The 23,326-nt window shown below is 34.9% G+C and carries 24 protein-coding genes; 19 read left to right on the forward strand and 5 right to left on the reverse strand.

Features of this window, described 5'->3' with window-relative positions; all coding sequences use genetic code 11:
• The first annotated feature begins 23 nt into the window (after positions 1-23).
• Together Q0783_RS01430 and Q0783_RS01435 are read left to right on the forward strand one after the other, a co-directional pair.
• Positions 24-485, forward strand: coding sequence for a (2Fe-2S)-binding protein (locus Q0783_RS01430; protein ID WP_298892692.1), 462 nt, complete (start codon positions 24-26; stop codon positions 483-485).
• A gap of 11 nt (positions 486-496) precedes the next feature.
• Positions 497-2,656: a molybdopterin cofactor-binding domain-containing protein gene (locus Q0783_RS01435; protein ID WP_298892693.1), complete on the forward strand. Its 2,160-nt coding sequence runs from the start codon at positions 497-499 to the stop codon at positions 2,654-2,656.
• Between the two features lie 2 nt (positions 2,657-2,658).
• Here the strand turns inward: Q0783_RS01435 and Q0783_RS01440 are convergent, their stop codons facing one another.
• Positions 2,659-3,366: a M90 family metallopeptidase gene (locus Q0783_RS01440; RefSeq protein WP_298892694.1), complete on the reverse strand. Its 708-nt coding sequence runs from the start codon at positions 3,364-3,366 to the stop codon at positions 2,659-2,661.
• A gap of 167 nt (positions 3,367-3,533) precedes the next feature.
• Between Q0783_RS01440 and Q0783_RS01445 the strand changes: the two genes are divergently transcribed.
• The 6 genes from Q0783_RS01445 (at position 3,534) to Q0783_RS01470 (ending at position 10,320) form a co-directional block, all read left to right on the forward strand.
• A complete protein-coding gene (locus tag Q0783_RS01445; RefSeq protein ID WP_298892695.1) occupies positions 3,534-4,988 on the forward strand; it encodes a membrane dipeptidase in 1,455 nt (484 codons plus the stop codon).
• Positions 4,989-5,027: 39 nt separating this feature from the next.
• Entirely contained in the window at positions 5,028-5,501 is a 474-nt protein-coding gene (locus Q0783_RS01450) for a nucleoside deaminase (RefSeq protein WP_298754722.1), read from the forward strand.
• Between the two features lie 3 nt (positions 5,502-5,504).
• A complete protein-coding gene (locus Q0783_RS01455; protein WP_298754721.1) occupies positions 5,505-6,917 on the forward strand; it encodes an FAD binding domain-containing protein in 1,413 nt (470 codons plus the stop codon).
• Positions 6,910-9,237 carry a molybdopterin cofactor-binding domain-containing protein gene (locus Q0783_RS01460; RefSeq protein ID WP_298892697.1) on the forward strand — a complete coding sequence of 776 codons (2,328 nt, stop codon included), beginning with the start codon at positions 6,910-6,912 and terminating at the stop codon, positions 9,235-9,237. The genes Q0783_RS01455 and Q0783_RS01460 overlap by 8 nt, the downstream gene beginning before the upstream one ends.
• Before the next feature lie 12 nt (positions 9,238-9,249).
• Positions 9,250-9,819 (forward strand): GNAT family protein, encoded by a 570-nt coding sequence (locus Q0783_RS01465; RefSeq protein WP_298754717.1) that lies wholly within the window; start codon positions 9,250-9,252, stop codon positions 9,817-9,819.
• 90 nt (positions 9,820-9,909) lie between these two features.
• The gene (locus Q0783_RS01470) at positions 9,910-10,320 is read left to right on the forward strand and encodes a hypothetical protein (protein WP_298754714.1); all 411 of its coding nucleotides are present in this window, start codon (positions 9,910-9,912) and stop codon (positions 10,318-10,320) included.
• Here the strand turns inward: Q0783_RS01470 and xdhC are convergent.
• Positions 10,317-11,093, reverse strand: coding sequence for a xanthine dehydrogenase accessory protein XdhC (xdhC, locus tag Q0783_RS01475; RefSeq protein WP_298754712.1), 777 nt, complete (start codon positions 11,091-11,093; stop codon positions 10,317-10,319). The two genes, Q0783_RS01470 and xdhC, sit on opposite strands and share 4 nt — an antisense overlap.
• Before the next feature lie 179 nt (positions 11,094-11,272).
• On the opposite strand from xdhC, the gene Q0783_RS01480 reads away from it, so the two are divergent.
• The 11 genes from Q0783_RS01480 to Q0783_RS01530 all read left to right on the forward strand — a co-directional run bounded on the left by Q0783_RS01480 (position 11,273) and on the right by Q0783_RS01530 (position 20,213).
• Positions 11,273-11,608: an arsenosugar biosynthesis-associated peroxidase-like protein gene (locus tag Q0783_RS01480; RefSeq protein ID WP_008270413.1), complete on the forward strand. Its 336-nt coding sequence runs from the start codon at positions 11,273-11,275 to the stop codon at positions 11,606-11,608.
• A 6-nt stretch (positions 11,609-11,614) separates the two neighbouring features.
• Complete coding sequence (arsS, locus tag Q0783_RS01485) at positions 11,615-12,679, forward strand: arsenosugar biosynthesis radical SAM (seleno)protein ArsS (RefSeq protein ID WP_298754710.1); 1,065 nt, start codon at positions 11,615-11,617, stop codon at positions 12,677-12,679.
• A gap of 3 nt (positions 12,680-12,682) precedes the next feature.
• On the forward strand, positions 12,683-13,360 hold the full coding sequence (locus Q0783_RS01490) for a DUF2064 domain-containing protein (RefSeq protein WP_298754708.1): 678 nt from the start codon (positions 12,683-12,685) through the stop codon (positions 13,358-13,360).
• A gap of 116 nt (positions 13,361-13,476) precedes the next feature.
• Positions 13,477-14,445, forward strand: a complete 969-nt coding sequence (arsM, locus tag Q0783_RS01495; RefSeq protein WP_298754706.1) for an arsenosugar biosynthesis arsenite methyltransferase ArsM — start codon at positions 13,477-13,479, stop codon at positions 14,443-14,445.
• A 42-nt stretch (positions 14,446-14,487) separates the two neighbouring features.
• Entirely contained in the window at positions 14,488-15,003 is a 516-nt protein-coding gene (locus Q0783_RS01500) for a rhodanese-like domain-containing protein (RefSeq protein WP_298754703.1), read from the forward strand.
• Positions 14,996-15,607: a TIGR04282 family arsenosugar biosynthesis glycosyltransferase gene (locus Q0783_RS01505; RefSeq protein WP_298754701.1), complete on the forward strand. Its 612-nt coding sequence runs from the start codon at positions 14,996-14,998 to the stop codon at positions 15,605-15,607. The genes Q0783_RS01500 and Q0783_RS01505 overlap by 8 nt, the downstream gene beginning before the upstream one ends.
• Entirely contained in the window at positions 15,600-16,412 is an 813-nt protein-coding gene (locus Q0783_RS01510) for a purine-nucleoside phosphorylase (RefSeq protein WP_298754699.1), read from the forward strand. Before Q0783_RS01505 ends, Q0783_RS01510 begins: the two co-directional genes overlap by 8 nt.
• Before the next feature lie 125 nt (positions 16,413-16,537).
• Entirely contained in the window at positions 16,538-17,653 is a 1,116-nt protein-coding gene (locus Q0783_RS01515; RefSeq protein WP_298892699.1) for an inorganic phosphate transporter, read from the forward strand.
• 10 nt (positions 17,654-17,663) lie between these two features.
• Complete coding sequence (locus Q0783_RS01520; protein ID WP_298894157.1) at positions 17,664-18,551, forward strand: sterol desaturase family protein; 888 nt, start codon at positions 17,664-17,666, stop codon at positions 18,549-18,551.
• A 41-nt stretch (positions 18,552-18,592) separates the two neighbouring features.
• Positions 18,593-19,525 (forward strand): DUF547 domain-containing protein, encoded by a 933-nt coding sequence (locus Q0783_RS01525; protein ID WP_298892701.1) that lies wholly within the window; start codon positions 18,593-18,595, stop codon positions 19,523-19,525.
• Positions 19,518-20,213: a TIGR04283 family arsenosugar biosynthesis glycosyltransferase gene (locus Q0783_RS01530; RefSeq protein ID WP_298892703.1), complete on the forward strand. Its 696-nt coding sequence runs from the start codon at positions 19,518-19,520 to the stop codon at positions 20,211-20,213. Before Q0783_RS01525 ends, Q0783_RS01530 begins: the two co-directional genes overlap by 8 nt.
• Here the strand turns inward: Q0783_RS01530 and Q0783_RS01535 are convergent, their stop codons facing one another.
• From Q0783_RS01535 to Q0783_RS01545, 3 genes are all read right to left on the reverse strand, one after another.
• A complete protein-coding gene (locus tag Q0783_RS01535; RefSeq protein WP_298892705.1) occupies positions 20,214-20,945 on the reverse strand; it encodes a metallophosphoesterase family protein in 732 nt (243 codons plus the stop codon).
• A gap of 53 nt (positions 20,946-20,998) precedes the next feature.
• On the reverse strand, positions 20,999-22,261 hold the full coding sequence (locus tag Q0783_RS01540; protein WP_298892707.1) for a POTRA domain-containing protein: 1,263 nt from the start codon (positions 22,259-22,261) through the stop codon (positions 20,999-21,001).
• Positions 22,262-22,325: 64 nt separating this feature from the next.
• A complete protein-coding gene (locus tag Q0783_RS01545; protein ID WP_298892709.1) occupies positions 22,326-23,324 on the reverse strand; it encodes a glycoside hydrolase in 999 nt (332 codons plus the stop codon).
• Positions 23,325-23,326: the final 2 nt, after the last annotated feature.

The following is a 23,326-nucleotide window of genomic DNA, read 5'->3' on the forward strand; positions in this document are numbered from 1 at the left end:
ACTTTAGCTAAATCTCAAGTTCTATGGCAAGTTATAATTTAAAAGTTAACGGAAAATCAGTTAACATAAACGTAGACGATGATACTCCTTTACTATGGGTACTTCGTGACGAACTCAATTTAGTAGGCACCAAATTTGGTTGCGGAATTGCTCAATGTGGTGCATGTACAGTGCATCTAGACGGTGTTGCAGTCAGGAGTTGTTCTCTTCCTGTATCTAGCCTTGAAGGCGCTAACATTACAACTATTGAAGGCCTTGCAAAAGATGAATTACATCCTGTGCAAGAGGCTTGGAAAGAATTAGATGTACCGCAATGTGGTTACTGTCAAGCTGGTCAAATGATGACCGCTTCTTCTTTTTTAAAAGACAATCCAAACCCTAGTAACGAAGACATAAGAAATGCCATGAATGGTAATTTATGTCGATGCGCGAGTTATAACCGAATTGAAAAAGCAGTTGCCTTAGCTGCTAAAAAAATGTCTTAAGCTAAATTATTATGGAAAATCAAAACAAAATCACATTTAGCAGACGTAGTTTCATTCGTACTTCTGCATTAGCCAGTGGCGGAATTTTAATAGGATTTAACTTCTTTACATCATGTAAGGAAGCTGCGGTTCCTCCTGTTGATGTATCGCAACTTAATTTTAACGACTTTAATGCCTTCATCAAAATAGCCGATAATGGTTATGTCACTATTTTTTCTCCCAATCCTGAAATTGGACAAGGTGTTAAAACATCAATGCCAATGATTATTGCCGAAGAACTTGATGTGCCTTGGGAACATGTTAGTGTTGAGCAAGGCGCCTTAGATACTAATAATTTCACAAGACAAGTTGCTGGTGGTAGCCAGTCCATTCGATTTGGTTGGAATGCCTTGCGTGAAACTGGAGCTACAGCAAAGCAAATGCTTGTTAATGCTGCTGCTGCAAAATGGGGAATTGAAGCATCTTCTTGCTCTGCATCTAATGGTGTAATTACAAGTCCAACAGGTGAAACACTTGGTTATGGTGATGTTGTCAATGACGCTGCACAACTTGAAGTACCAGAAAATGTTACACTAAAAGCTACCAAAGATTATAAAATAATTGGTAAAGATGCTGTGAATGTCGATATCGATAAAATTATAACTGGCGAACCTCTGTTTGGTCTGGATTATAAAGCCGAAGGCATGAAATATGTCTCTGTTATGAGACCTCCAGCTTTTGGTCAAAAAGTAAGTTCTTTTGACGACACTAATGCTAAATCAATTAATGGTGTTTCTGATGTGGTACAGTTTGGTGATAAAATTGCTGTACTAGCATCTAACACTTGGGCTGCCATGAAAGGAAAAAAAGCCTTAGATGTACAATGGACAAATGATGGAACTTTAGAAAGCACAGCTGATCATGACAAAAAACTTAATGCCATTCTTGATGGCAATCAATTAGATATACGTCGGGAAGACGGCAATGTAAAAAAAGCATTTGCAGAAGCCGACCAAGTTTTAGAACGCACATACGAGTCACCTTTCCTACCTCACAATTGTATGGAACCTATGAATTTCTATGCTAATGTCACTGCAGATAAAGTGCATTTGGTAGGACCAATTCAAACACCTGCAGGTACTGCAAGACGAATTGCCAACCTGATTGATCGTGATGAAAAAGATATTCATTTGGAAATGACGAGAATGGGTGGTGGATTTGGACGACGTCTCTATGGTGACTTTGCTTTAGAAGCTGCTGAAATCTCTAACATTACTAAACAAGCTGTAAAAGTAGTATTTTCAAGAGAAGATGATATGGCTGCAGGTATTTACAGACCAGCCATAAAATACAGAATTGCTGCATCGCTCAAAGATGGAAAAGTAACTGGTTATCATTTAAAAGAAGCGGCTATAAACAATAACATGTATGGCTTAATTCCGCACTTCTTCCCTGCTGGAGCAATTGATAATTATAAAGTAGAAACAGGGAACTATCGAAGTAATATCACTACTGGTGCCTGGAGAGCACCTTACACGAACTTCTTGGCTTATGCTGAACAAAGCTTCTTTGATGAACTAGCTGAGCTTCTAGAAGTTGATGCTGTGCAATTACGTTTAGATTTACTTAAGAATGTAAAAGACGGTCAAGACCCAGACATACAGTATTCAGCAAAACGTATGACAGATACGATCAAACTTGCTGCCGAAAAAAGTAATTGGGGGAAAACAAGAGAAGGTGTCTATCAAGGATTCGCAGCCTACTATAGTCACAATACTCATGTAGCCGAAGTTGTAGATATTACTTTAAAAAATGGCTATCCTTCTGTTGAAAAAGTAACCGTTGCAGTAGACTGTGGTATCGTAGTTAATCCAACTGGCGCAAAAAACCAAGTAGAAGGTGGTGTTATTGATGGTATCGGACATGCGATGTATGGTGATTTTTCATTTGACAAAGGAAAACCTCAAGATGTTAATTTCAATACGTACCGTTTAATTAGAATGAGAGAAACACCAACAGTACATACTTATTTTGTTGAGAATGATTTGTCACCAACGGGATTAGGAGAACCAGGTCTTCCACCTGCTGGAGGTGCTTTAGCAAATGCGATAAAAGCGGCTACAGGACAGTTACTACTAAAGCAACCGTTTATGAGTGTCTTAAAAAAGTATGAGGCTAATTTGAAGGTATAATATCACACTTTAACCCGAAAACAAGCTGCCATCATTTGGTATAATTCAGGATGTTTGCGTTTCATGAGTTTAGGGTTTTCAAAAAAATACTCTGAAGCGACAGCAAAGAATTCGGCTTGCTTAGTACCACCATACGCTCTAATATCGGATTTATCGTTATTAATAGCCTCCATTTCGTCGTGCATCAATTTTAGCCAAGGAATGGCATTGACATTTTCCATTAGTATTTCTGGGATGCCATCAATCTTGTCGTCCATCTTGTCAATAAGATGTATAAATTCATGAACGGCTGTATTTCGTTTATCATTTGAATTCTTAAAACCATGATACAACGCCTTTTTTGATAAAATCATTTTACCTTCCAAACGACCTGTACCAACAACACCTGCAATACGTTTAGATTTACTTTTATGTGAAAACTCAAAATCCTCATTAAAATTATCAGGATATAAAATGACACCACTTACTGTTGGGTAATACCATTCTTTAAAAGCAAATACAGGGATTACTGCACTTGCAGCAATCAATATCTTATCTAATTCAACAAGATCAACATCAACACTATCAATATAAATCTCACTCAAAAATTGCATCATTCTATTTTGAAAACGCTTCTGCTCTGTACTCTCAAGGTTTTTGTAAAACTTTACCTCTTTCATTAAGATTGGATGCCAATGTTGCGGAAATGGTTTGGCCTTTTTAGTATTCATCTTATAAAAAGTATAACCCACGAAAACGAAGAGGCCAATGAAGATAATGAAGTAAATCATATAAGCAGATTAAATTAAGTTTAGGATTCTAAACTAATGATTTTGAATCGATTTCATCTAAATTCTAACAAAAAATGAATATCTTTTCAGTATCTAACCAATTCTAAATGAGCATGTCATACATTGATCTACATTGTCATCCCTCATTAAAACCTTTCGGAAAGAGTTTTAAGTACGATCCTCCAAAGCAAAACGCAAGTCATAGCGGTCGTAAAAATTCCATTTGGCATTACAGTCCACCCAATTTTCTAGAACGTCAAGTGAATAGATTATTAACGCTCACCAAATTTACTCAAACTGATGTCACTGCAGTTGCTAAAGCCAATTGCTATGTGATGGTAATTTCGTTATATCCTTTTGAGAAGCACTTTTTAAAGAAAAAGATGTTGGGTTTTAAATTTGTATCTGATCTATTGGTCAATTTAGCTGCAGGTGTGAGTCAGAAACGCATTGACAACCTCAGAAATCACAATAGTTATTTTCAAGACCTAAATGATGAGTATGATTATTATATGCAGCGTCACAATTTTGCAGAAGTCATTAAAGGTGTTACCTATACCTATCGCTTGGTCAATAGTTATGCTGAAATTTCCAACCATAAGAACACCTCAACAGATACCAGAAAAATTATAAGTCTAGTCCCAACAATAGAAGGTGCTCATGCATTCGAAACTGGATTAGACAAAGATAATGACATGGCAGATGAAACAACTGTTTTAAACAATATAGACACTGTAAAAAACTGGGAACACCAACCTTTTTTTATCACTCTAGCCCATCATTTCTACAATGAAATTTGTGGTCATGCGAGAAGTATTAGTATTGGTTTGATTAAGAAAAATCAAAATCGCGGACTTAACACAGACATTACAGATTTGGGATTTAAAGTGATTGATAAGCTCCTTGATAATTCTACTGGAAAACGTATCTTCATTGATATCAAACATATGAGCAAAGCATCCAGAACAAGTTATTATAAGCTATTGGAAACTACGTATTCAAATCAAGATATTCCAATCATTGTAAGTCATGGTGCTGTTAATGGAAAACGCTCAATCTCAGAATCTAATAGTTCAGATACACCCTTGGGTAAATATTTCAGAGCAGATGATATCAATTTTTATGATTCAGAAATCTTGCGTATTGCAAAATCAAAAGGTATTTTTGGACTGCAGTTAGATGAACGTCGTATAGCTAGTAAAAAAGCAATAAGAAGTTCCAGAATTTATTGGCCTAGTAAAAAAAGGCGTTACAGAAATAAATCTGAGTTAATCTGGAGACAAATTCAGCATATTGCTGAACTCTTAGATAAAAATGATTTATTTTGTTGGGAAACCATAGCTATTGGATCTGATTTTGACGGCATTGTTAATCCTATAAAAGGCCTATGGACTGCAGAAAACATAAAAGATATTAAACCCTATCTCATTGAGAAAGCACAAGATTACCTCAATGCAAATGCTACAAAATTACAAGCTAGAAATCAGATTTCAGCAAGTGAAATAATAGATCGTGTGCTATTTATAAATGCTAACGAATTTTTGAAACAATACTTTAATTAAGGTTTCAATTCTTCAGAAAATAAAAAGAAAACAACATATATGAGTGAGAATGAAAAATTCATGAAAGAAGCAGTAAATGCTGCCTTAAAAGGAATGAACAATAATGAAGGAGGTCCTTTTGGTTGTGTGATTGTAAAAGATGGAAAAATCATAGGACGCGGAAATAATAAAGTAACTTCAACCAATGATCCAACAGCGCATGCAGAAGTTACAGCAATAAGAGATGCCTGTAAAAACCTGGATTCATTTCAATTAGATGGTTGTGAAATTTACACCTCTTGTGAACCTTGTCCTATGTGCTTAGGTGCTATCTATTGGGCTCGTCCAGATCGCGTATACTATGGAAGTAATCAAGTAGATGCCGCTAATATTGGCTTTGATGATGAATTTATTTATAAAGAAATCCCGTTGCCTTACAACGAAAGAAGTATTCCATTTGAACAATTAGCTCGTGAGATTGCGCTCGAACCATTTCAAGAATGGACAAAGAAAGAAGATAAAACCGAATATTAGTTAATGATTACCTTCATTTTAAATAATACACCCATTAGAACCTCAGAACATTCTGGGATGACCTTGTTGGATTTTGTACGCTATGAACAGCGTCTTACTGGAACCAAAATTGGTTGTCGTGAAGGTGATTGTGGTGCGTGTACAGTTTTAGTTGGCACTCTAGAAAATGGACATGTAAACTATCAAAGTATTACGTCATGTATCTCCCCTTTAGGAAATGCACATGGCAAGCATATAGTTACTGTTGAAGGTACCAATCTCCAAAATGAACTCACCATTGCACAAGAAGCAATGAAAGCTAATTATGCCACACAATGCGGTTTTTGCACACCAGGTTTTGTGGTAGCACTTACTGGTTTCGCATTATCAAATTCTGAAAAAAACTATAGTAACGCACTTGATGCTATTAGCGGAAACATTTGTAGATGTACAGGCTATAAATCTATTGAAAAGGCCGCTCATCAAATGGTGAGTAATTTAAAAGAACATAAAACTCAACCCAACTTTGACTGGCTTATTAAAAACGGATTTGTGCCTGATTATTTTTCTACGATCGCTAAGCGCTTGCAAGATCTAGAAGCAAAAGACAGAGAACAACCTAAAGGAAAGTATGTCGCTGGCGGAACAGATTTATATGTGCAACAAGCCGATCATTTAGCAGACAATTCAGTACATCTTATTGCCGAAAAAAACTATTTAAAAGGTATTTCAATTAATGATAACGTTTGCAAAGTTGGAACCAGTTCTACAGTTTCAGATCTATGGAACCACAGTCAACTTAACACGTACTTTCCTCGCCTTAAAGCACATTTAAAACTAGTCTCATCAGAGCAGATTAGAAATATGGCTTCCTTAGGTGGTAATCTTGTTAACGCCTCTCCCATTGGAGATATGACTATTTTCTTTTTAGCACTCAATAGTGATATAACAATAACAGATAAAAACCAAAAAGAACGGTCTCTTCCGCTCAAAAACTTCTATCAAGGCTATAAAACTTTCGATCTAAAGGATGGAGAACTTTTAAAAGATATTAGCTTTACATTACCAACAAGTCAATCGGTTTTTAATTTTGAAAAAGTATGTAAACGTACACATTTAGATATTGCTAGTGTAAATTCTGCAATACATATGCATATAGCTAATGATCGTATTTCCGAGGCTCATGTATCTATTGGTGGTGTGGCAGCCATTCCTAAATATTTGCACAACACATCTAAATTTTTAAATGGCAAATCATTAACTCCAGAAACTATTATCGAAGCCAACAACATACTTCAAAACGAAATTGCTCCAATAAGTGATGTTCGTGGTTCTAGTGATTACAAACGCTTATTGGCTAGACAGTTGTTCTTTGCTCATTTCATAACGTTATTTCCAAAACAATTTACTCTAAACGACTTTGTCCAGCATGCATAAACACAAATCAAATAACATTTTAGATTCTAAACTAGATACTGTTTCCATGTCAATAAAGCAGAGTATCAAAAACATGGATTCCTATACGCACGTTAGAGGCGAATCTTTATACGTTGACGATGTTAATATTAGACAAGGTACCTTTCATGCGGTTGTATTTGATTCACCAAAAGCACATGGAAAGATAAAACATATAGATTACACTAAGGCTGAAGCCCTAGAAGGTGTTAAACGTATTTTTACGTATAAAGATGTACCCGGAAAAAACCAAATTGGAGGTATCATACCAGACGAGCCTTTATTTGCTGAAAAGGAGGTTCATTTTTGGGGAATGCCTATTGCCTTGATTGTGGCTGAAACCGAATTAATTGCCCGAAAAGCAAGACAATTAATAGATATTGAAATTGAAGAACTTCCTGTCATTACTACTGCAAAACAAGCCAAAGCCAAAGAAAGTTTTATCAATGCGCCACGTTCATTTAGTTTGGGCGATACTCAAAAAGCATTTAAAGACTGTGATTATATTTTTGAAGGCGAGACGTTCTCAAATGGTCAAGAACATTTATATATCGAATCGCAAGGTGCCTATGCCGAACCTCTGGAAAATGGAACGATAAAGATTACCTCATCTACTCAAGGTCCTACAGCTGTTCAAAAAACAACAGCTCAAGTTTTGGGTGTTGCCATGCATAAAATAGAAGTTGATGTTACCAGACTTGGTGGTGGTTTTGGAGGAAAAGAAGACCAAGCAACACCATGGGCAGTTATGGCTGCTTTGGCAACCTATCATTTAAATCAATCGGTAAAATTAATACTGAATCGTCATGACGATTTGCGAATGACTGGAAAGCGTCATCCATATGAAAGCACGTATAAGATTGGCTTATCAAAAGATTTGAAAATTCTTGCTTACGAAGCTGAGTTTCTTCAAAATTCTGGAGCTGCAGCCGACCTATCTCCTGCTATTGCTGAACGCACCTTATTTCATGCCACGAATAGTTATTTTGTGCCGCATGTAAAAACTACAGTCATAAGTTGTAAGACCAACTTGCCTCCTAATACAGCTTTTAGAGGCTTTGGAGGACCGCAGGGCATGTTTGTTATTGAGTCTGCTATTGCCAAAGCTGCAAATGAAATTGGAGTAACAGCCAGAGCCATTCAGGAAGTTAATTTACTAGATGAAAATGACTCCTTCTCTTATGGTCAAATTGCCAAAAAAGTTGAAGCAAAAAACACTTGGGATTCGGCAAAGTCTATCTATAACATTAATACTCTAGAAAAAGAAGTTGAAGATTTCAACGCAAACAATTCAAACTTTAAAAAAGGATTAGCAGTAATGCCAATAACCTTTGGTATTTCATTTACCAATACACCAATGAATCACGCTCGAGCCTTAGTACATATTTATCTTGATGGTAGTATTGGTATCAGTACAGCAGCCGTTGAAATGGGACAAGGTGTAAATACCAAAATGATGCAAATTGCTTCAGATGTATTTTCTGTTCCTATTGAACACATTAAGATTGAAACAACCAATACAACAAGAGTTGCCAATACATCACCTTCTGCTGCTAGTTCGACAGCAGATCTAAATGGAAAAGCAACCTTAAAAGCTTGTAAGGCATTATTGGAAAGGCTAAAGACCGTCGCTTCTGAAGAACTAAACGTTTCCGAAGATACTATAGAATTGAAAGATGAGTTTGTTTATATCAATAATAAAAAATCAAATTTATCATGGACAGAACTTATCAGTAAAACAATGCTCAAGCGCGTCGCTTTAACTGAAAATGCGCATTACGCTACACCAGAAATTCACTTCGATAAAACCAAAGAAAAGGGACACCCATTTGCCTATCATGTTTACGGAACGGCAATCATTACCACAACAGTAGATTGTACTCGAGGCACATATGAATTTGATTCGGTTAAAATTGTTCATGACTACGGAAAAAGCATGAGCGAAGGGATTGATCTCGGTCAAGTTGAAGGCGCACTTGCCCAAGGTATTGGCTGGATGACAATGGAGGACATTGCCTATAATGAGGAAGGACGCTTGCTTTCAAACGCTTTATCAACATACAAGATTCCTGATTTATTTTCAGTGCCTAAAAACGTTGAAGTGATTCCAGTTGAAACAACAGGGCACGAACTCGCTATTTTAAAATCAAAGGCTGTAGGTGAGCCTCCATTAATGTACGGTATTGGCGCTTATTTCGCACTTCAAAATGCAATCAAAGCTTTTAATCCTAATTATGATTTGAAGTTTCATGCACCAATGACACCAGAAAAAGTACTAATGAGTCTATATGAAAACAACTAAACTAAGACCATTATGCAAACTCAAGTAAACGAACACGTTTTTGATACCTTTCCTGAATTGGAAAGTGAACGACTTGTATTCAAGGCTTATAACATTGAACATGCTGAAGCACTTTTAAAGATGAGAAGTCATCAGGCTGTATCTAAATATATGGATACCGAAATACCGACGCATGTTTCAGATACAGAAAAAAGAATTAAAGGATACCACACGGCTTTTGAAGAAGGTAAAGGAATTACTTGGGCCTTTATAGATAAAACTAGCAATCAACTTGTTGGCGATTTTGGCATCTGGAGAATTGACAGAAAAAACGCTAGAGGCGAAATAGGCTATATTTTACATCCTGATTTTTGGGGTAAAGGTTACATGACAGAAGCAATGAATACACTGATTCGTTTTGGCTTTAATGATTTAAACCTTCATAGTTTAGAAGCGAATGTCAATATTGACAATGAAAACTCAAAGACGCTATTGCTTAAATTCGGATTTAAATTAGAAGCCTATTTTAGAGAAAATTTTTATTACAATGGACAATTCTTAGATAGCGAAATTTACTGCTTACTAAAATCGGATATCAATTAAAACATAAAGCTTATTCCACTATACTACAAAAAACAAAACATTCTAAAAGGCGCACTCATTTATAGTGCAGGTGATACGGTTGCTGCACTTTTGCTTGACGAATTTTTATGGACACGCCTTCTAGGAATGTTATTGATTGGTGCGACTTTTTACGCTTTTGAGATTCCAAACTATTTTGATTGGATCGTAAAAAAAACACACCACTTAAAAGGGATAAAAGCAACCTTAACCAAAACAGGATTGGCCATTTTGTATTTCAATCCATTGTGGATTGCTAGACATTTATTATTCATCAAGTTGTTTTCTGGCCAATTTGAAGCCATAGGTTGGCCATTATTAGAAATCGCCTTCTGGTCATTTGTGGCTAATATTTTAATTTCGTTTATGGCTAATTATCTAATTCAGAACCGATTTAAACTCAAGTGGCGCTTTTTAGCAAGTGCTCTGTTTTCAGCATTAATGGCTATTTATTATGCCTTGAGTGAAACGCTATTCAGTTAGGCTTTAGACGTATAATGCTCTTGAAGTAGTTGTGCAGCAACGCTTATTGCTATTTCTTTAGGTGTATTCCCTCCAATTTCCAATCCTATCGGACAAACAACATCACGCATTCCTGCTTCGATATTCATCTCTTTAATAAGCATATTATTAAAACGCACGCGTTTCGTTTTACTTCCTATTAAACCCAAAAATCGAGTTTCATTCTGCAAAGCCATTGCAATAATTTCGAAGTCGATGGAATGATCATGAGTTAGCACCAAGACATAACAATTGTTTCCCCATCTAACCACATCTCTAAACGTCTTGAAGTCATCTATATTAACTTGACAAAGCTTAATGCTTTCATCTAGCGTTGAATTTTTAAACCAATCATGACGCGAATCGATAAGGTTGACTTCAAAAGGTGTATCTACTAAAATCTTAGCAATTTCATGTCCGATATGACCTGCTCCAAATAAAAATAATTCTGGTGATTGATTCATAGGTTCTATAATAAATTCAACTTTCCCTCCACAGCATTGCTCAAACTCTGGTCCTAAGGTGTAACTCGATTCAATAATTCTATTTTCACGAAGTGCATTTATAGCTTCATCAATAGCCAAAAACTCTAACTTCCCTCCTCCTATGGTACCATGAACTACATTATCATTAGTAATTATCATTCGAGAGCCAACGACACAAGGCGTTGACCCTAAGCATTTTGTAACAGTTACTAAAGCAACAGGTTGTTGCTTAGTTTTAAATTCTGATAATAGTGTTATCCAGTTCTTCATTATTGACCTAAAGCGCGTTTAAAAGTAAGACTTTTTTGCTGTAAACCATATTTGAATTTTGTCTTGAAAAATAAATTAGCTTTCTGGTAAATTTTCTGTTAAGTTTGATAATTAATTGCGACAAAAACTCGACATCTATTTTTTACGTAGATAAGATAACCCTTTGAAATTTTAAAAACATGTCAAAAACATATTACGATCCAGCAGATTTAAGAAAGTTTGGAAAAATCACCGAATGGAGTGAAGAACTTGGTAATAAATTCTTCGAATACTATGGAAAAGTTTTTGAAGAAGGTGCGCTCTCAGCTCGTGAAAAATCTTTGATTGCCTTAGCTGTTGCGCATACTGAACAATGTCCATATTGTATTGATGCTTACACAAAAGATGGTCTTCAAAGAGGTGTTACCAAAGAAGAAATGATGGAAGCTATTCATGTAGGAGCTGCTATAAAAAGTGGTGCCACTTTAGTGCATGGTGTGCAGATGATGAATAAAGTAAATAAATTAGACGGTTAATTGTAAATGACGAAATTAAAGACCCAATCCCTTCATAAAAAAGGAAGCGACTTAGCTCAAAGTAATAAACAGCTAGAGATTTTATCTAATGGAATTTTCCAAAATGGAGAATTGCCTACATTTAAAGATAAGATTTCAGAGACAAGTCAATTTCCTTTAAAAGCAAAAAAATTAGAAATTTTACAGATTAATGTTGGTTACATGTGTAATCAGGTTTGTGAACATTGCCATGTCGATGCTGGTCCAGATCGAAAAGAAATCATGACACGTGAGACTATGCAACAATGTTTGGAGGTGATTAAAAATTCTGGTGCACATACCTTAGATTTAACTGGAGGTGCTCCAGAAATGAATCCCGATTTTAGATGGTTTGTTGAAGAAGCGGCAAAAGTTGGAATCAAAGATTTTATTGTACGTTCTAACTTGACCATTATTCGCGCCAATAAAAAGTATTACGATTTACCTGAATTCTTTAAAAAACACAATGTTCATGTCGTGAGTTCTATGCCACATTGGACACGTGGAAAGACTGATAAACAGCGTGGAGATGGTGTTTTTGACAAATCAATTAAAGCCTTACAAGAACTGAATGCTGTTGGGTATGGAATGCCAGACAGTAATTTACGATTAGACTTGGTTTACAATCCATCTGGTGCGTTTTTACCAGGAGACCAAATGTCGATGGAAAAAGATTTCAAAAAGGCTTTAATGGAAGATTTTGGAATACAATTTCACAATCTCTTTGCCATTACCAATTTACCAATCTCAAGATTTCTTGATTATTTAATTGCTTCAGAAAATTATGAAGATTATATGTATCAATTGGTTGATGCTTACAATCCTGCAGCAGTTGCCAATGTCATGTGTACCAATACGTTATCTGTGAGTTGGGATGGTTACTTATTTGACTGTGACTTTAATCAAATGCTTGAATTACCTGTAAACAGTAAAGCCAAGCATATTTCGGAATTTAATGAAGAATTACTAGAAGGTAGAAACATTGTTATTTCGCAACACTGCTATGGTTGCACTGCTGGTGCAGGAAGTAGTTGCCAAGGTGTCGTAGCTTAATATATGAATAATAAAACAGCCATATTAATCTTTGCAAATACTGCCAAATTTGAAGCGGCACAAAAACCGTTTCAATCATCGGAAGTTTTATTTGATGCGCTCAATACACAAACCTTAAAGATTGTAGAGCGTGCTGGTTTACCTTATTTTCATTCGTCTGAAAAAAATCAAGTTGGCTCAACCTTTGGCGAACGTTTTACTAATGCCATTCAATCTGTTTATGAAAAAGGATTTGATGCCATTATCACTATTGGAAATGACACGCCTCACCTACAAACAAAACATATTCTAAAAGCTGTTCAACAATTAGAACAGAATGATGTTGTTTTGGGACCTTCTAAAGATGGTGGTTTTTACTTGATGGGATTAAAACGATCTAATTTTAATGTTGAAACATTCTTGAAATTACCGTGGCAAACATCTGGATTGAACCGAAGTATTTCAAGATTAATTCGTTCTAAAAAAGTAAATCTATATTACTTAGAAACGCTTTCAGATATCGATAAAACTTCAGATATCAAGGCTGTTATGAGTAGGTTTGAACGTATTTCAAATGACCTAAAACAACTTTTAAAAACATACATTTCCATAGAAAAAAGGATTTATTACACTTCAATAAACCTTGTTTCAATACTAAGTAAAGATACCTATTTTAATAAAGGTTCGCCTAGCTTAGTTTAGAATACCTTATCCTTAGATTTTAAAATATTGCGTCTTCATAACGAAGAAAAGCGATTGAATAATTATAAATAAAATTTTGTGTCACATAACGACCCTATTAAAAATACAATTGAACTATGAGTTACTTAGAAACCACACATGACGTCTATAAAGAAGCTGCTTTAACACCAGATGTTGGGTTATGCTGCACGACCAACCCTATTTGGGAATTACCAGGCTTAAAAATCCCAAGAATAATGCAAGAAATGAATTACGGTTGTGGTAGTACTGTACATGCAAGAGATTTATCTAATAACCCAAAAATGCTATATGTTGGTGTTGGAGGTGGTATGGAATTATTGCAATTCTCATATTTCAACCGACAAAAAAATGGTGTTATTGGTGTTGATGTCGTTGATGAAATGTTAGAAGCATCAAAAGAAAACTTTAAAATCGCCGAAGAACAAAACAGTTGGTTTAAAAGTGAGTTTGTAGATCTAAAAAAAGGAGATGCACTTAATCTACCTGTTGAAGATAATAGTATAGATGTTGCTGCTCAAAACTGCCTCTTTAATATTTTTAAAGCTGAAGATTTAAAACGTGCCATTGAAGAAATGTATCGCGTTTTAAAACCTCATGGGCGATTGGTAATGAGCGATCCTACTTGTGAGCAACCTATGAATGAAACACTCAGAAATGATGAGCGTTTACGTGCATTGTGTTTAAGCGGAAGTCTTCCTATTGCCGACTACGTTAAAGCATTAACAGATGTAGGCTTTGGTACCATAGAAATTAGAGCGCGTAAGCCTTACAGAATTTTGAATCCTGAAGATTATCCAACTGACGAACTTATCTACATTGAATCCATTGAAGTAGCAGCAATTAAAGATCCGATGCCAGAAGATGGTCCTTGTATTTTTACTGGAAAAGCTGCTATCTATTTTGGTAAAGAGGATTACTTTGATGATAAAAAAGGCCATGTCCTTTTAAAGAATCAACCTTTAGCAATTTGTGATAAAACGGCTGCTGATCTTACCAATCTTGGTAGAAAAGATATATTTATTAGTGAATCAACATTCCATTACGATGGTGGTGGTTGTTGCTAAGTAAGAAAGCGCTATTCATTATTTAAAACGGCCTCTTTTTTTATGAGAAAAATAGTAATCTTCATTTTTGCTTTTGCGTCATTATCCCTTTATGGGCAAGAAACGCTTGACGACTTACTTAAGCGTTTTAACAAAAATAATGTCCCTTATATTTCGGTTCAAGAATTGGCTATGCCTAAAACCAATGCTGTTGTTTTGGATGCTAGAGAGCTAGATGAATTTAATGTAAGTCATCTTAAAGACGCTATTTATGTGGGTTATGATAATTTTAAGTTAGAGACGGTAATAAAACAAATCCCTAATAAAGATGAAGCCATTGTTGTCTATTGCACTTTAGGCGTAAGATCTGAAGTGATAGCCAATAGATTAAAAAAAGTAGGATATACTAATGTCAAGAATCTTTTTGGCGGTATTATTGAATGGAAAAATAAAGACTTTGATGTTTACAATATCAAAAACAAAGCAACAGATAGTGTACATGTTTGCTCAAGTTATTGGGGAAAGTGGCTAAAAAAAGGAAAAAAAGTATATCCAAAAGTATTGAAATCGAATGACTAAAAATGCACTAATCGTATTTACCCGAAATCCAGAATTAGGCAAATGCAAAACACGTTTAGCCAAAACACTTGGAGATCAATCTGCATTGGATATTTATAAGTATTTACTTCAACATACAGCTAATGTTGCTAAAGGTGTTCAAGTTGATCGCTATGTGTTTTATTCTGTTGACATCAATTATGATGATATCTGGAGCCATAACTTTTTCAGTAAGAAACTTCAAAAAGGAGAAAATCTTGGTGAGCGCATGGATAATGCTTTTAAAGAACTATTAGATTCTGGGTATGAAAAACTAGTCATCATAGGAAGCGACTTATTAGATTTAAATGAAACCATTATAGAGGAAGCCTTTGTGAAATTGAATCTTCACGATGTTGTTATTGGTCCTGCTAAGGATGGTGGTTATTACCTACTTGGCATGAAAACACAGCACTCAAAATTATTTAAAAACAAAGATTGGGGAACCGAAACTGTTCGTCAAGACACATTAAAAGATTTACAAAATAGTAATGTCTATTTATTAAAAGAATTAAATGATATTGATACTTTTGATGATATGAAACATTACGATCAACTCAAACCATTTTATAAAACTCATGATTAAACTAATAACCGAATCGACAGATTATCTCATATCAAAAGGCTTTGATAATCCAGAAATAGGCATCATACTTGGTACAGGACTTGGTTTATTAACCCAAGAAATTGAAGTTCTTCATGAAGTGAGCTATAATCACATTCCAAATTTTCCAACAGCAACTGTAGAATTCCATAAAGGAAAACTTATTTACGGACATCTAGCTGGTAAAAAAGTAGTTGTAATGCAAGGGCGTTTTCATGTTTACGAAGGCTATTCATTACAAGATGTAACCTATCCTGTTCGTGTTATGGAAAAACTTGGTATTACAACATTATTAGTCTCTAATGCATCTGGAGCTATTAATTTAGATTTCAAAAAAGGAGAATTGATGTTAATTGATGACCATATCAATTTACAAGGAAGCTCACCTCTAGCATTTAAAGGTGTTGAAGAATTGGGCGAACGTTTTACAGATATGAGCGCACCTTATAATCTAGACATAAATGAAAAATTTAAGGCTATAGCTAAAGCTAACAATATTAAGCTACATGAAGGCGTCTATGCTAGTGTTGTCGGCCCACAGCTAGAAACAAGAGCCGAGTACAGAATGCTTAAAATTATTGGAGCCGATGCTGTTGGTATGAGCACTGTCCCAGAAATTATAGTTGCCAATCATTTGAACTTAAAGGTAGCCGCAGTGTCCGTTTTAACAGATGAATGTGATCCCGACGATTTAAAACCAGTTGATATTGGAGAAATAATCGCTATGGCTGCAAAAGCTGAACCTGATATGATTATACTGTTCAAAGAATTAATAAAAACATTATAACCACACCTCAATCTTAAAACCAAAAAGAGCCCCTATACTTAGGGGCTTTTTTAACATTAAATTCGAAAAATCATTGTAAGTCTTAAGTTAGTATTTCGTCCAAAACAAAATACAAATTGCGAACAATGATTTTAACCTTACTGTTTATTTCAGCTTGTTTTTTAGCTTATAGTAATGGAGCTAACGATAATTTCAAAGGTGTTGCCACACTCTTTGGAAGCGGAACAACAAATTATAAAAAAGCTATTAACTGGGCTACAATTACCACATTCTCTGGATCTGTTGCTGCCATTTTTTTCGCCAATGAATTAGTAAAAAATTTTTCTGGAAAAGGATTAGTTCCAAATGAACTAATAACCATGCCTATTTTTGCAATATCAATTGCATTTGGCGCTGCTTTAACTGTATTTATAGCTACAAAAATAGGAATGCCAATATCAACAACACATAGTTTAGTAGGTGCTCTATTTGGTGCTGGAGTTATGGCTGTTGGTTCACAGTTCAATTTTACAAAACTTGGAGGCACCTTTTTAATGCCTTTAATTGTAAGTCCTTTGATGGCTGCAATTATTAGTTTAATTGCTTATCTATTCTTTAGGTTTTTTAGAAAACGACTAGGTGTTACTAAAAAAACAAATCTTAATATTCACGAAAAGCGAATCTCAACTATTGCTTCACTTAATATGGATAGTGTGGCAACGTTAAAAACAAAAAAAACAATTGAGGCTACAATTCAAAAAAAAATGGAAACCTATGATGGTCAAATTTTTGGTTTAAGCTCTCAAAAAGTTTTAGACACTTTGCATTACTTAAGCGCTGGAATTGTAAGTTTTGCACGTGGTTTAAATGATACTCCAAAAATTGTCGGATTACTGTTAATTATTAACGCTATAGACATAAAATGGAGCATGATTATTATTGCAATTGTTATGGCTGTTGGAGGATTGTTTAATGCTAAAAAAGTAGGTGTAACTATGAGTAAAAAGATAACACCCATGAATTCAGGTCAAGGATTTACAGCAAACATGGTTACTGGTTTATTGGTTACAACGGCAAGCATACATGGCTTACCTGTATCTACAACACACGTCTCTGTTGGTTCAATTTTTGGAATTGGAACGGTTACAAAAAAAGCCGATTATAATATGATTGGTAAAATATTGTTATCTTGGTTGCTAACGCTTCCAATAGCTGCTATTGTGAGTGGTTTATTATTTAAGTTATTAGAAACCCTTTCTTAATTACCTGTCTATCGAAAAGTATATTGATATTATTGCAAATTCCTATTCTGGCTACTGGAATTACCTTAAAAATGAAATTCTTCTTCAAAACAATTGGGATAATTATTTTTATGGATTGATAGCTATTTCGCTTATTGTTTGGATTCTAGAAATAGTATTTCCTTGGCGAAAAAATCAAGGCATATTTAGGAAAGACTTTTGGTTGGACACCTTTTATATGTTTTTCAATTTTTTTCTTCTGAATTTACTCGTATTTATGGCCCTATCAAATACGGCTTCGGCTCTATTTGATGATGTCTTAGAAATAATGGGGCTTTCGATTTCTAATTTTCAGCTCTTTGATGTTGACGATCTACCAAAGTGGCTTGGTCTATTCATCTTTTTCATCGTTAGTGACTTTGTTCAATGGAACACACATCGTTTATTACATCGTGTACCTATGTTATGGAATTTCCATAAAGTTCATCACTCTGTAAAGGAAATGGGTTTTGCGGCACATTTACGCTATCATTGGATGGAACCTGTAGTCTATAAAACATTACTTTATGTACCTATTGCAATTATTGGTGGGTTTGATGCTAAAGATGTTGCAATAGTTCATTTTTTCAGTATTGCCATTGGCCATCTTAACCATGCTAACCTTGGTTGGGACTATGGTATATTCAAATACATTTTCAATAATCCGAAGATGCATATCTGGCATCATGCCAAAGAACTTCCCAAACATGTTAGGTTTGGCGTAAACTACGGACTAACATTAAGTATTTGGGATTATATCTTCAAAACGAACTATATACCTCACAATGGAAGAGATATTGAACTTGGTTTTGATGGTGACGAAGAATTCCCAAAAGATTTTTTTCAACAAGAATTATATCCACTTAAAACCAAAAGTTAAAAATTGTCGTAAGTGTTTATAATGAACATTAAAACTGAAACATGAATAATCTAAAATATATCGTGTTCTTATACATTGGCATTAGTCTTTATAGTTGTGGTACAACAAAGGCTGTGATTAAAGAGGATGCAAAAGAAGAGACAACTGTTACTGAAACGAATACAGAAGATGTTGAAATTATAGAAATCGATGAGACCGAACTTGATGTAGAAGAAACGGTCTTATCAGAAAAGGAAATTGAAGAGATGAATGAAGCATCAAAAGAGGTTAAAGCTACCAAAGTTGAGCTAGATGAGCCAACATCTACTAGTACCAACGCGATAAGAGCTAGAGTAAACCATTCAGCTTGGAATGAACTCCTTCAAAAGCATGTTTCAGAACAAGGAAATGTTAATTACAAAGGGTTTAAAGAAGATAAGACAGTCTTCTATGCTTATTTAGACTTATTGTCTGAAATACCTCCTCAAGACTCTTGGAGTAAGGATGAAACACTCGCCTATTGGATGAATGTATACAATGCATTTACAGTGAAGCTTATATTAGATAATTACCCAACAAAAAGTATTAAAGATATCAGCGGACCATGGAGTCATCGTTTTATACGAATTGGTGAAAAATGGTATACCTTAAATGATGTTGAGCATCGTATCATTCGTAAAATGGATGAACCTCGTATTCACTTTGCACTTGTTTGCGCAGCTGTATCCTGTCCAAGATTATACAATAAAGCCTTTACCGAAAAAGATCTAGAAGCAGATCTAGATTTATTAACTCGAGGATTTTTAAGTGATACGTCAAAGAATGAGCTTAGTGAAAACTCCATCAAGCTATCACGAATATTTAAGTGGTATGGTGGCGATTTTAAAAGCAAGGGTAAGACGTTAATCGATTTTTTAAATCAGTATTCAGACGTTAAAATTTCGGCTAAAGCAAAAAAGAGCTATAAAGATTATAACTGGAGTTTGAATGAATAACATCTCGATAATAATTCCTGTTTTAAATGAAGCCCAAACTATTAAAAAACTCTTGTTTCACTTAATAGACAATGCCTCATTACAAACCATTTCAGAAATTATTGTTGTAGATGGTGGTAGCACTGATGGTTCTCAAGAGCTTATAAAAGCTTTAGACCTAAACATTAAATTATTGTCTGCCCCAAAAGGCAGAGCCAAACAAATGAATTTAGGTGCGAAGGTTGCTACTGGAGATATATTATATTTCCTGCATGCCGATTCATTTCCGCCACATCGTTATGACCAACTCATTATTGATGAAATTGAAAAAGGACATCAAGCTGGTTGTTTCAGATTAAAATTTGATAGTAGTCATTGGTGGCTACGCTTAGCTAGTTGGCTTACACAGTTTCGTTGGAGAGCTTGTCGTGGTGGAGACCAAAGTCAGTTTATCACAAAACAACTGTTTGAGGAAATTGGTGGTTATGACGAAAGCTATATCATTTATGAAGACAATATATTGATCAATGCCCTTTATGAAAGAAAGGAATTTGTTGTAATCAATAAAAAGATTGAAACCTCAGCACGACTCTATCGCAAACATGGTGTATGGAAACTCCAATATCACTTTTGGACCATTTATGTAAAGAAATGGTTTGGGGCTTCTGCCGATGAATTATTTGCATATTACAAGAAGCATATTTGCTGATTAGTTCTTATTTCTCCCTAGTTCATTTGGGTATAAATCTGGCAAAGCATCACTCTGAAAAATTGCTTTAGTATTAATATCTATTGCAGATAACTTTCCAGTGAAAGCTGCACCTGTATCAACATTCCAGAGGTTAAGTGCATTAATTGGCAGGTCGCTATTAAAACGAATCGTTGGCGTATGCCCAATATAAATTTCCTTATAGTTTTTTAGTCTATATGGATATGATTGCGGAGATTGAATAACTCGTTTTTCCATGGTTAAAGCCATTTCCAATAACGTACGATCGAAATAGAAATTCTCTTGATCTATCTCTTGTGTAACACCTTCTTTTGAAGTAAAACCGGCATGAATAAATAACTTGTTTTGATCATCGATATGATATAAAGGCATGGACTCAAAAAAATCGAGATGCCTACGTTTGTCTTCTTCAGAAAAGTTTTGATAACTCTCAACTGTTTCTTCCCCACCATGTATCAACCATACAGATTCACCATAACCAGTTCGCAACCAATCTTCACACCAAACATCATGATTTCCTTTAATAAATATGCAGTTATTGGTTTTAGACAAACCGATCAAATATTCAATAACCTGTGCAGATTCGCTCCAACCATCGACATAATCACCTACAAAAATAAGTGCATCGTCTTTGGTTACTTTTGCACGATCTAACAGTTGAATAAGAGCTTGTAATCCGCCGTGAATATCTCCTATGGCTAGTGTTCTCATATCATTTTCGCTTATCGCAAATCTATAAGATTATAGCATGTAAAAAAAGAAAATTAAAAATATTGACCAATACCAAATACCAATCCTTGTGTAGAGTTTTCGGTGACACCTATACCATAATCGATTCTAAAAATCGCATTAAAGATCTTTTTATGAATAAATCGAAGACCAACTCCTGGATAAACTCTAATATTTTGAGAATCGCTAAAATCGCCAAAATCACCTCCAGGATTTCGCCAACTACCAGCATCTATAAATGCGTTTCCTTGTAGTGAAAACCAGTCTTTCTCATAGAGTGTGTGACGATATTCTGTATTAAGTACAATTGCGGCTGTACCTCTATCAATAGTGTTTCCTACACCTCTAATGTTTAAGTTATTATCTACTGAAAAAGGAGCAAATGGTGTATCGTTATTTGTAGCAACACCTAATCGTAATCGACTTGCCCAATTCCCTTTGTTTCCGAATCGTTGAAAATATTGAAAATCATTCCAACCAATTAAAAAGGCTGGTAATTGCGATTCGTTTCTAGAGGTCACATATTGGAAATTAAAAATACTTCTAAAGCCTTCAACGTATTGATAATCGTAGTTTAGATTATTGTATTCATAAATTAATTTATAGAGCAATTTATGCACTCTTAATTCTAAAGGTACGTCTGGGTTTGTAGCTCCAGATTTATATTCATAATCCTCGGTGAAGTAATTCAATCCAAATTCGAATCGGTTATTAAAATTGAGTTGAAATAAACCTAATACTTCTATAGATTCATTATTGTATTTATAATCTGAGGTTGTATTATCAAAAAACACAGGTTCTTGTGTTGTGAGGTCTTGATAATTGACAGCTAACCCTAACTGTCTAGAAAACAAATAAGGTGCTCTAAAATTTAACGCATACGAATCATAAATATCCTTTTGATAGAATCCGCCAAAGGTCATATTTTGACCAAATAAATTAAACTCATATAATCCTAAACGGTAGGCAAATTCATCATCATTTGTCGTGTAGACATTAGCAGATGGAATAATAGTAAAATTCTCTTCAATATTATAAAAGACATTATAGGTATTCTCTTCATCTGCAGGAAATACTTGATAGTAAGCATGTGCTATTGATGGTAAACGTTTTAGGAGTTTGATATCGGCCTCGATTACTGATGAATCTAGTTTTACTCCTGTTTTTATATTAGAAATCTTTCTAACAAATGATGCCTTGAGTTTTTTATGTCCTTGAACTTTTAAATCGGCCACAGTAGCGTCTTGTGCCTGTACAAATGTTGTTACTAAAAGCAGTAATGCGATTACAGTTTTCATGTGATTGTTGTTAGACCTCTTTGGTCGTTTACATCACATTTCCTTACGTTAAATGACGAGTATTTTAATTGGTTTTATAAAAAGTTTGTAAGACCATTTCCACAGGTTTGTTTTGTGGTGTAAATTGATTGTCTTTTTCTCCACCACTTCTATCATAATTATGAAACCATTTCCAAATAAAACCACCAGCAAACCATTCTTCATTCCAAAACTCTTCAAATAAAGCTTGAGTTGCATTGGTTTGCCCTTCAAAATTTAATGATTTGATTGTATGATCACTTTCCCATGGTTCTTTACCTGTGTAGTCCATACTTCGGTAACCATATTCGGTAAACAAAACAGGTTTGTTATGTGTATCAGAAAGTGATTTAATGACTGTTTTATGCTTTTGCCATCCTGCTTTACATTCTTCAACCGTAGGTGTTTGTTGATCACTCACCGGAAAATAGGCATCAACACCAATATAATCTAATTCGCTCCAAAATGGTGTGCGCTTAAATTCATCCCAATTAGCAGCATATGTTAATTGGCCTTTATAAATGGTTTTGATTTTTTTGATTAAGCTATTCCAATAGTCTGGACGTTCTTTTACAAAGTTCTCTAACTCTGTACCAATACATAGAATTTCAGCTTTTGTTTCTTGAGCCAGATCGGCATACTCTAAAATAAATTTGGAATACGATTCTTCGAGTGTTTTCCAATCGGCTTCATTAGTCATTTTAATGTATCCTGTAAACTCTCCTCGCCAAACCCAAATTTGAGGTTTGACCATAATTTTAATCTGTTTCTTTCTAAGTTCTTCTATGTATTGTTTGGCTCCAGCTCTGGTTTCACCATACCATTGGCGATCTGTATTATGTGCAATTTCTGGATGCTCTAAATTTCGAATGAAGCCAAAAGGCATAATTGCCGTATAATTTGCACCAACGTTAACTACTGGTTTTGTATGAGATTCGTCGATAGCATCAGGAGCAGCTACAAAACTTAAACCATTAATTTTTTCGGGCTGTGCAGCACACGATGTAATGACACATAATAAAATTAGGAGTCTAAAAATTCTCATGA

The sequence above is a fragment of the uncultured Psychroserpens sp. genome (genome assembly GCF_947500255.1).
In the GTDB taxonomy this organism is placed as follows: domain Bacteria; phylum Bacteroidota; class Bacteroidia; order Flavobacteriales; family Flavobacteriaceae; genus Psychroserpens.

Bases quoted from the DNA above. Each gene is read 5' to 3' on its own strand.
- Q0783_RS01430 (WP_298892692.1), top strand. From the start codon at position 24: ATGGCAAGTTATAATTTAAAAGTTAACGGAAAATCAGTTAACATAAAC.
- Q0783_RS01435 (WP_298892693.1), top strand. From the start codon at position 497: ATGGAAAATCAAAACAAAATCACATTTAGCAGACGTAGTTTCATTCGT.
- Q0783_RS01440 (WP_298892694.1), bottom strand. From the start codon at position 3,366: ATGAATACTAAAAAGGCCAAACCATTTCCGCAACATTGGCATCCAATC.
- Q0783_RS01445 (WP_298892695.1), top strand. From the start codon at position 3,534: ATGAGCATGTCATACATTGATCTACATTGTCATCCCTCATTAAAACCT.
- Q0783_RS01450 (WP_298754722.1), top strand. From the start codon at position 5,028: ATGAGTGAGAATGAAAAATTCATGAAAGAAGCAGTAAATGCTGCCTTA.
- Q0783_RS01455 (WP_298754721.1), top strand. From the start codon at position 5,505: ATGATTACCTTCATTTTAAATAATACACCCATTAGAACCTCAGAACAT.
- Q0783_RS01460 (WP_298892697.1), top strand. From the start codon at position 6,910: ATGCATAAACACAAATCAAATAACATTTTAGATTCTAAACTAGATACT.
- Q0783_RS01465 (WP_298754717.1), top strand. From the start codon at position 9,250: ATGCAAACTCAAGTAAACGAACACGTTTTTGATACCTTTCCTGAATTG.
- xdhC (WP_298754712.1), bottom strand. From the start codon at position 11,093: ATGAAGAACTGGATAACACTATTATCAGAATTTAAAACTAAGCAACAA.
- Q0783_RS01480 (WP_008270413.1), top strand. From the start codon at position 11,273: ATGTCAAAAACATATTACGATCCAGCAGATTTAAGAAAGTTTGGAAAA.
- arsS (WP_298754710.1), top strand. From the start codon at position 11,615: ATGACGAAATTAAAGACCCAATCCCTTCATAAAAAAGGAAGCGACTTA.
- Q0783_RS01490 (WP_298754708.1), top strand. From the start codon at position 12,683: ATGAATAATAAAACAGCCATATTAATCTTTGCAAATACTGCCAAATTT.
- arsM (WP_298754706.1), top strand. From the start codon at position 13,477: ATGAGTTACTTAGAAACCACACATGACGTCTATAAAGAAGCTGCTTTA.
- Q0783_RS01500 (WP_298754703.1), top strand. From the start codon at position 14,488: ATGAGAAAAATAGTAATCTTCATTTTTGCTTTTGCGTCATTATCCCTT.
- Q0783_RS01505 (WP_298754701.1), top strand. From the start codon at position 14,996: ATGACTAAAAATGCACTAATCGTATTTACCCGAAATCCAGAATTAGGC.
- Q0783_RS01510 (WP_298754699.1), top strand. From the start codon at position 15,600: ATGATTAAACTAATAACCGAATCGACAGATTATCTCATATCAAAAGGC.
- Q0783_RS01515 (WP_298892699.1), top strand. From the start codon at position 16,538: ATGATTTTAACCTTACTGTTTATTTCAGCTTGTTTTTTAGCTTATAGT.
- Q0783_RS01525 (WP_298892701.1), top strand. From the start codon at position 18,593: ATGAATAATCTAAAATATATCGTGTTCTTATACATTGGCATTAGTCTT.
- Q0783_RS01530 (WP_298892703.1), top strand. From the start codon at position 19,518: ATGAATAACATCTCGATAATAATTCCTGTTTTAAATGAAGCCCAAACT.
- Q0783_RS01535 (WP_298892705.1), bottom strand. From the start codon at position 20,945: ATGAGAACACTAGCCATAGGAGATATTCACGGCGGATTACAAGCTCTT.
- Q0783_RS01540 (WP_298892707.1), bottom strand. From the start codon at position 22,261: ATGAAAACTGTAATCGCATTACTGCTTTTAGTAACAACATTTGTACAG.
- Q0783_RS01545 (WP_298892709.1), bottom strand. From the start codon at position 23,324: ATGAGAATTTTTAGACTCCTAATTTTATTATGTGTCATTACATCGTGT.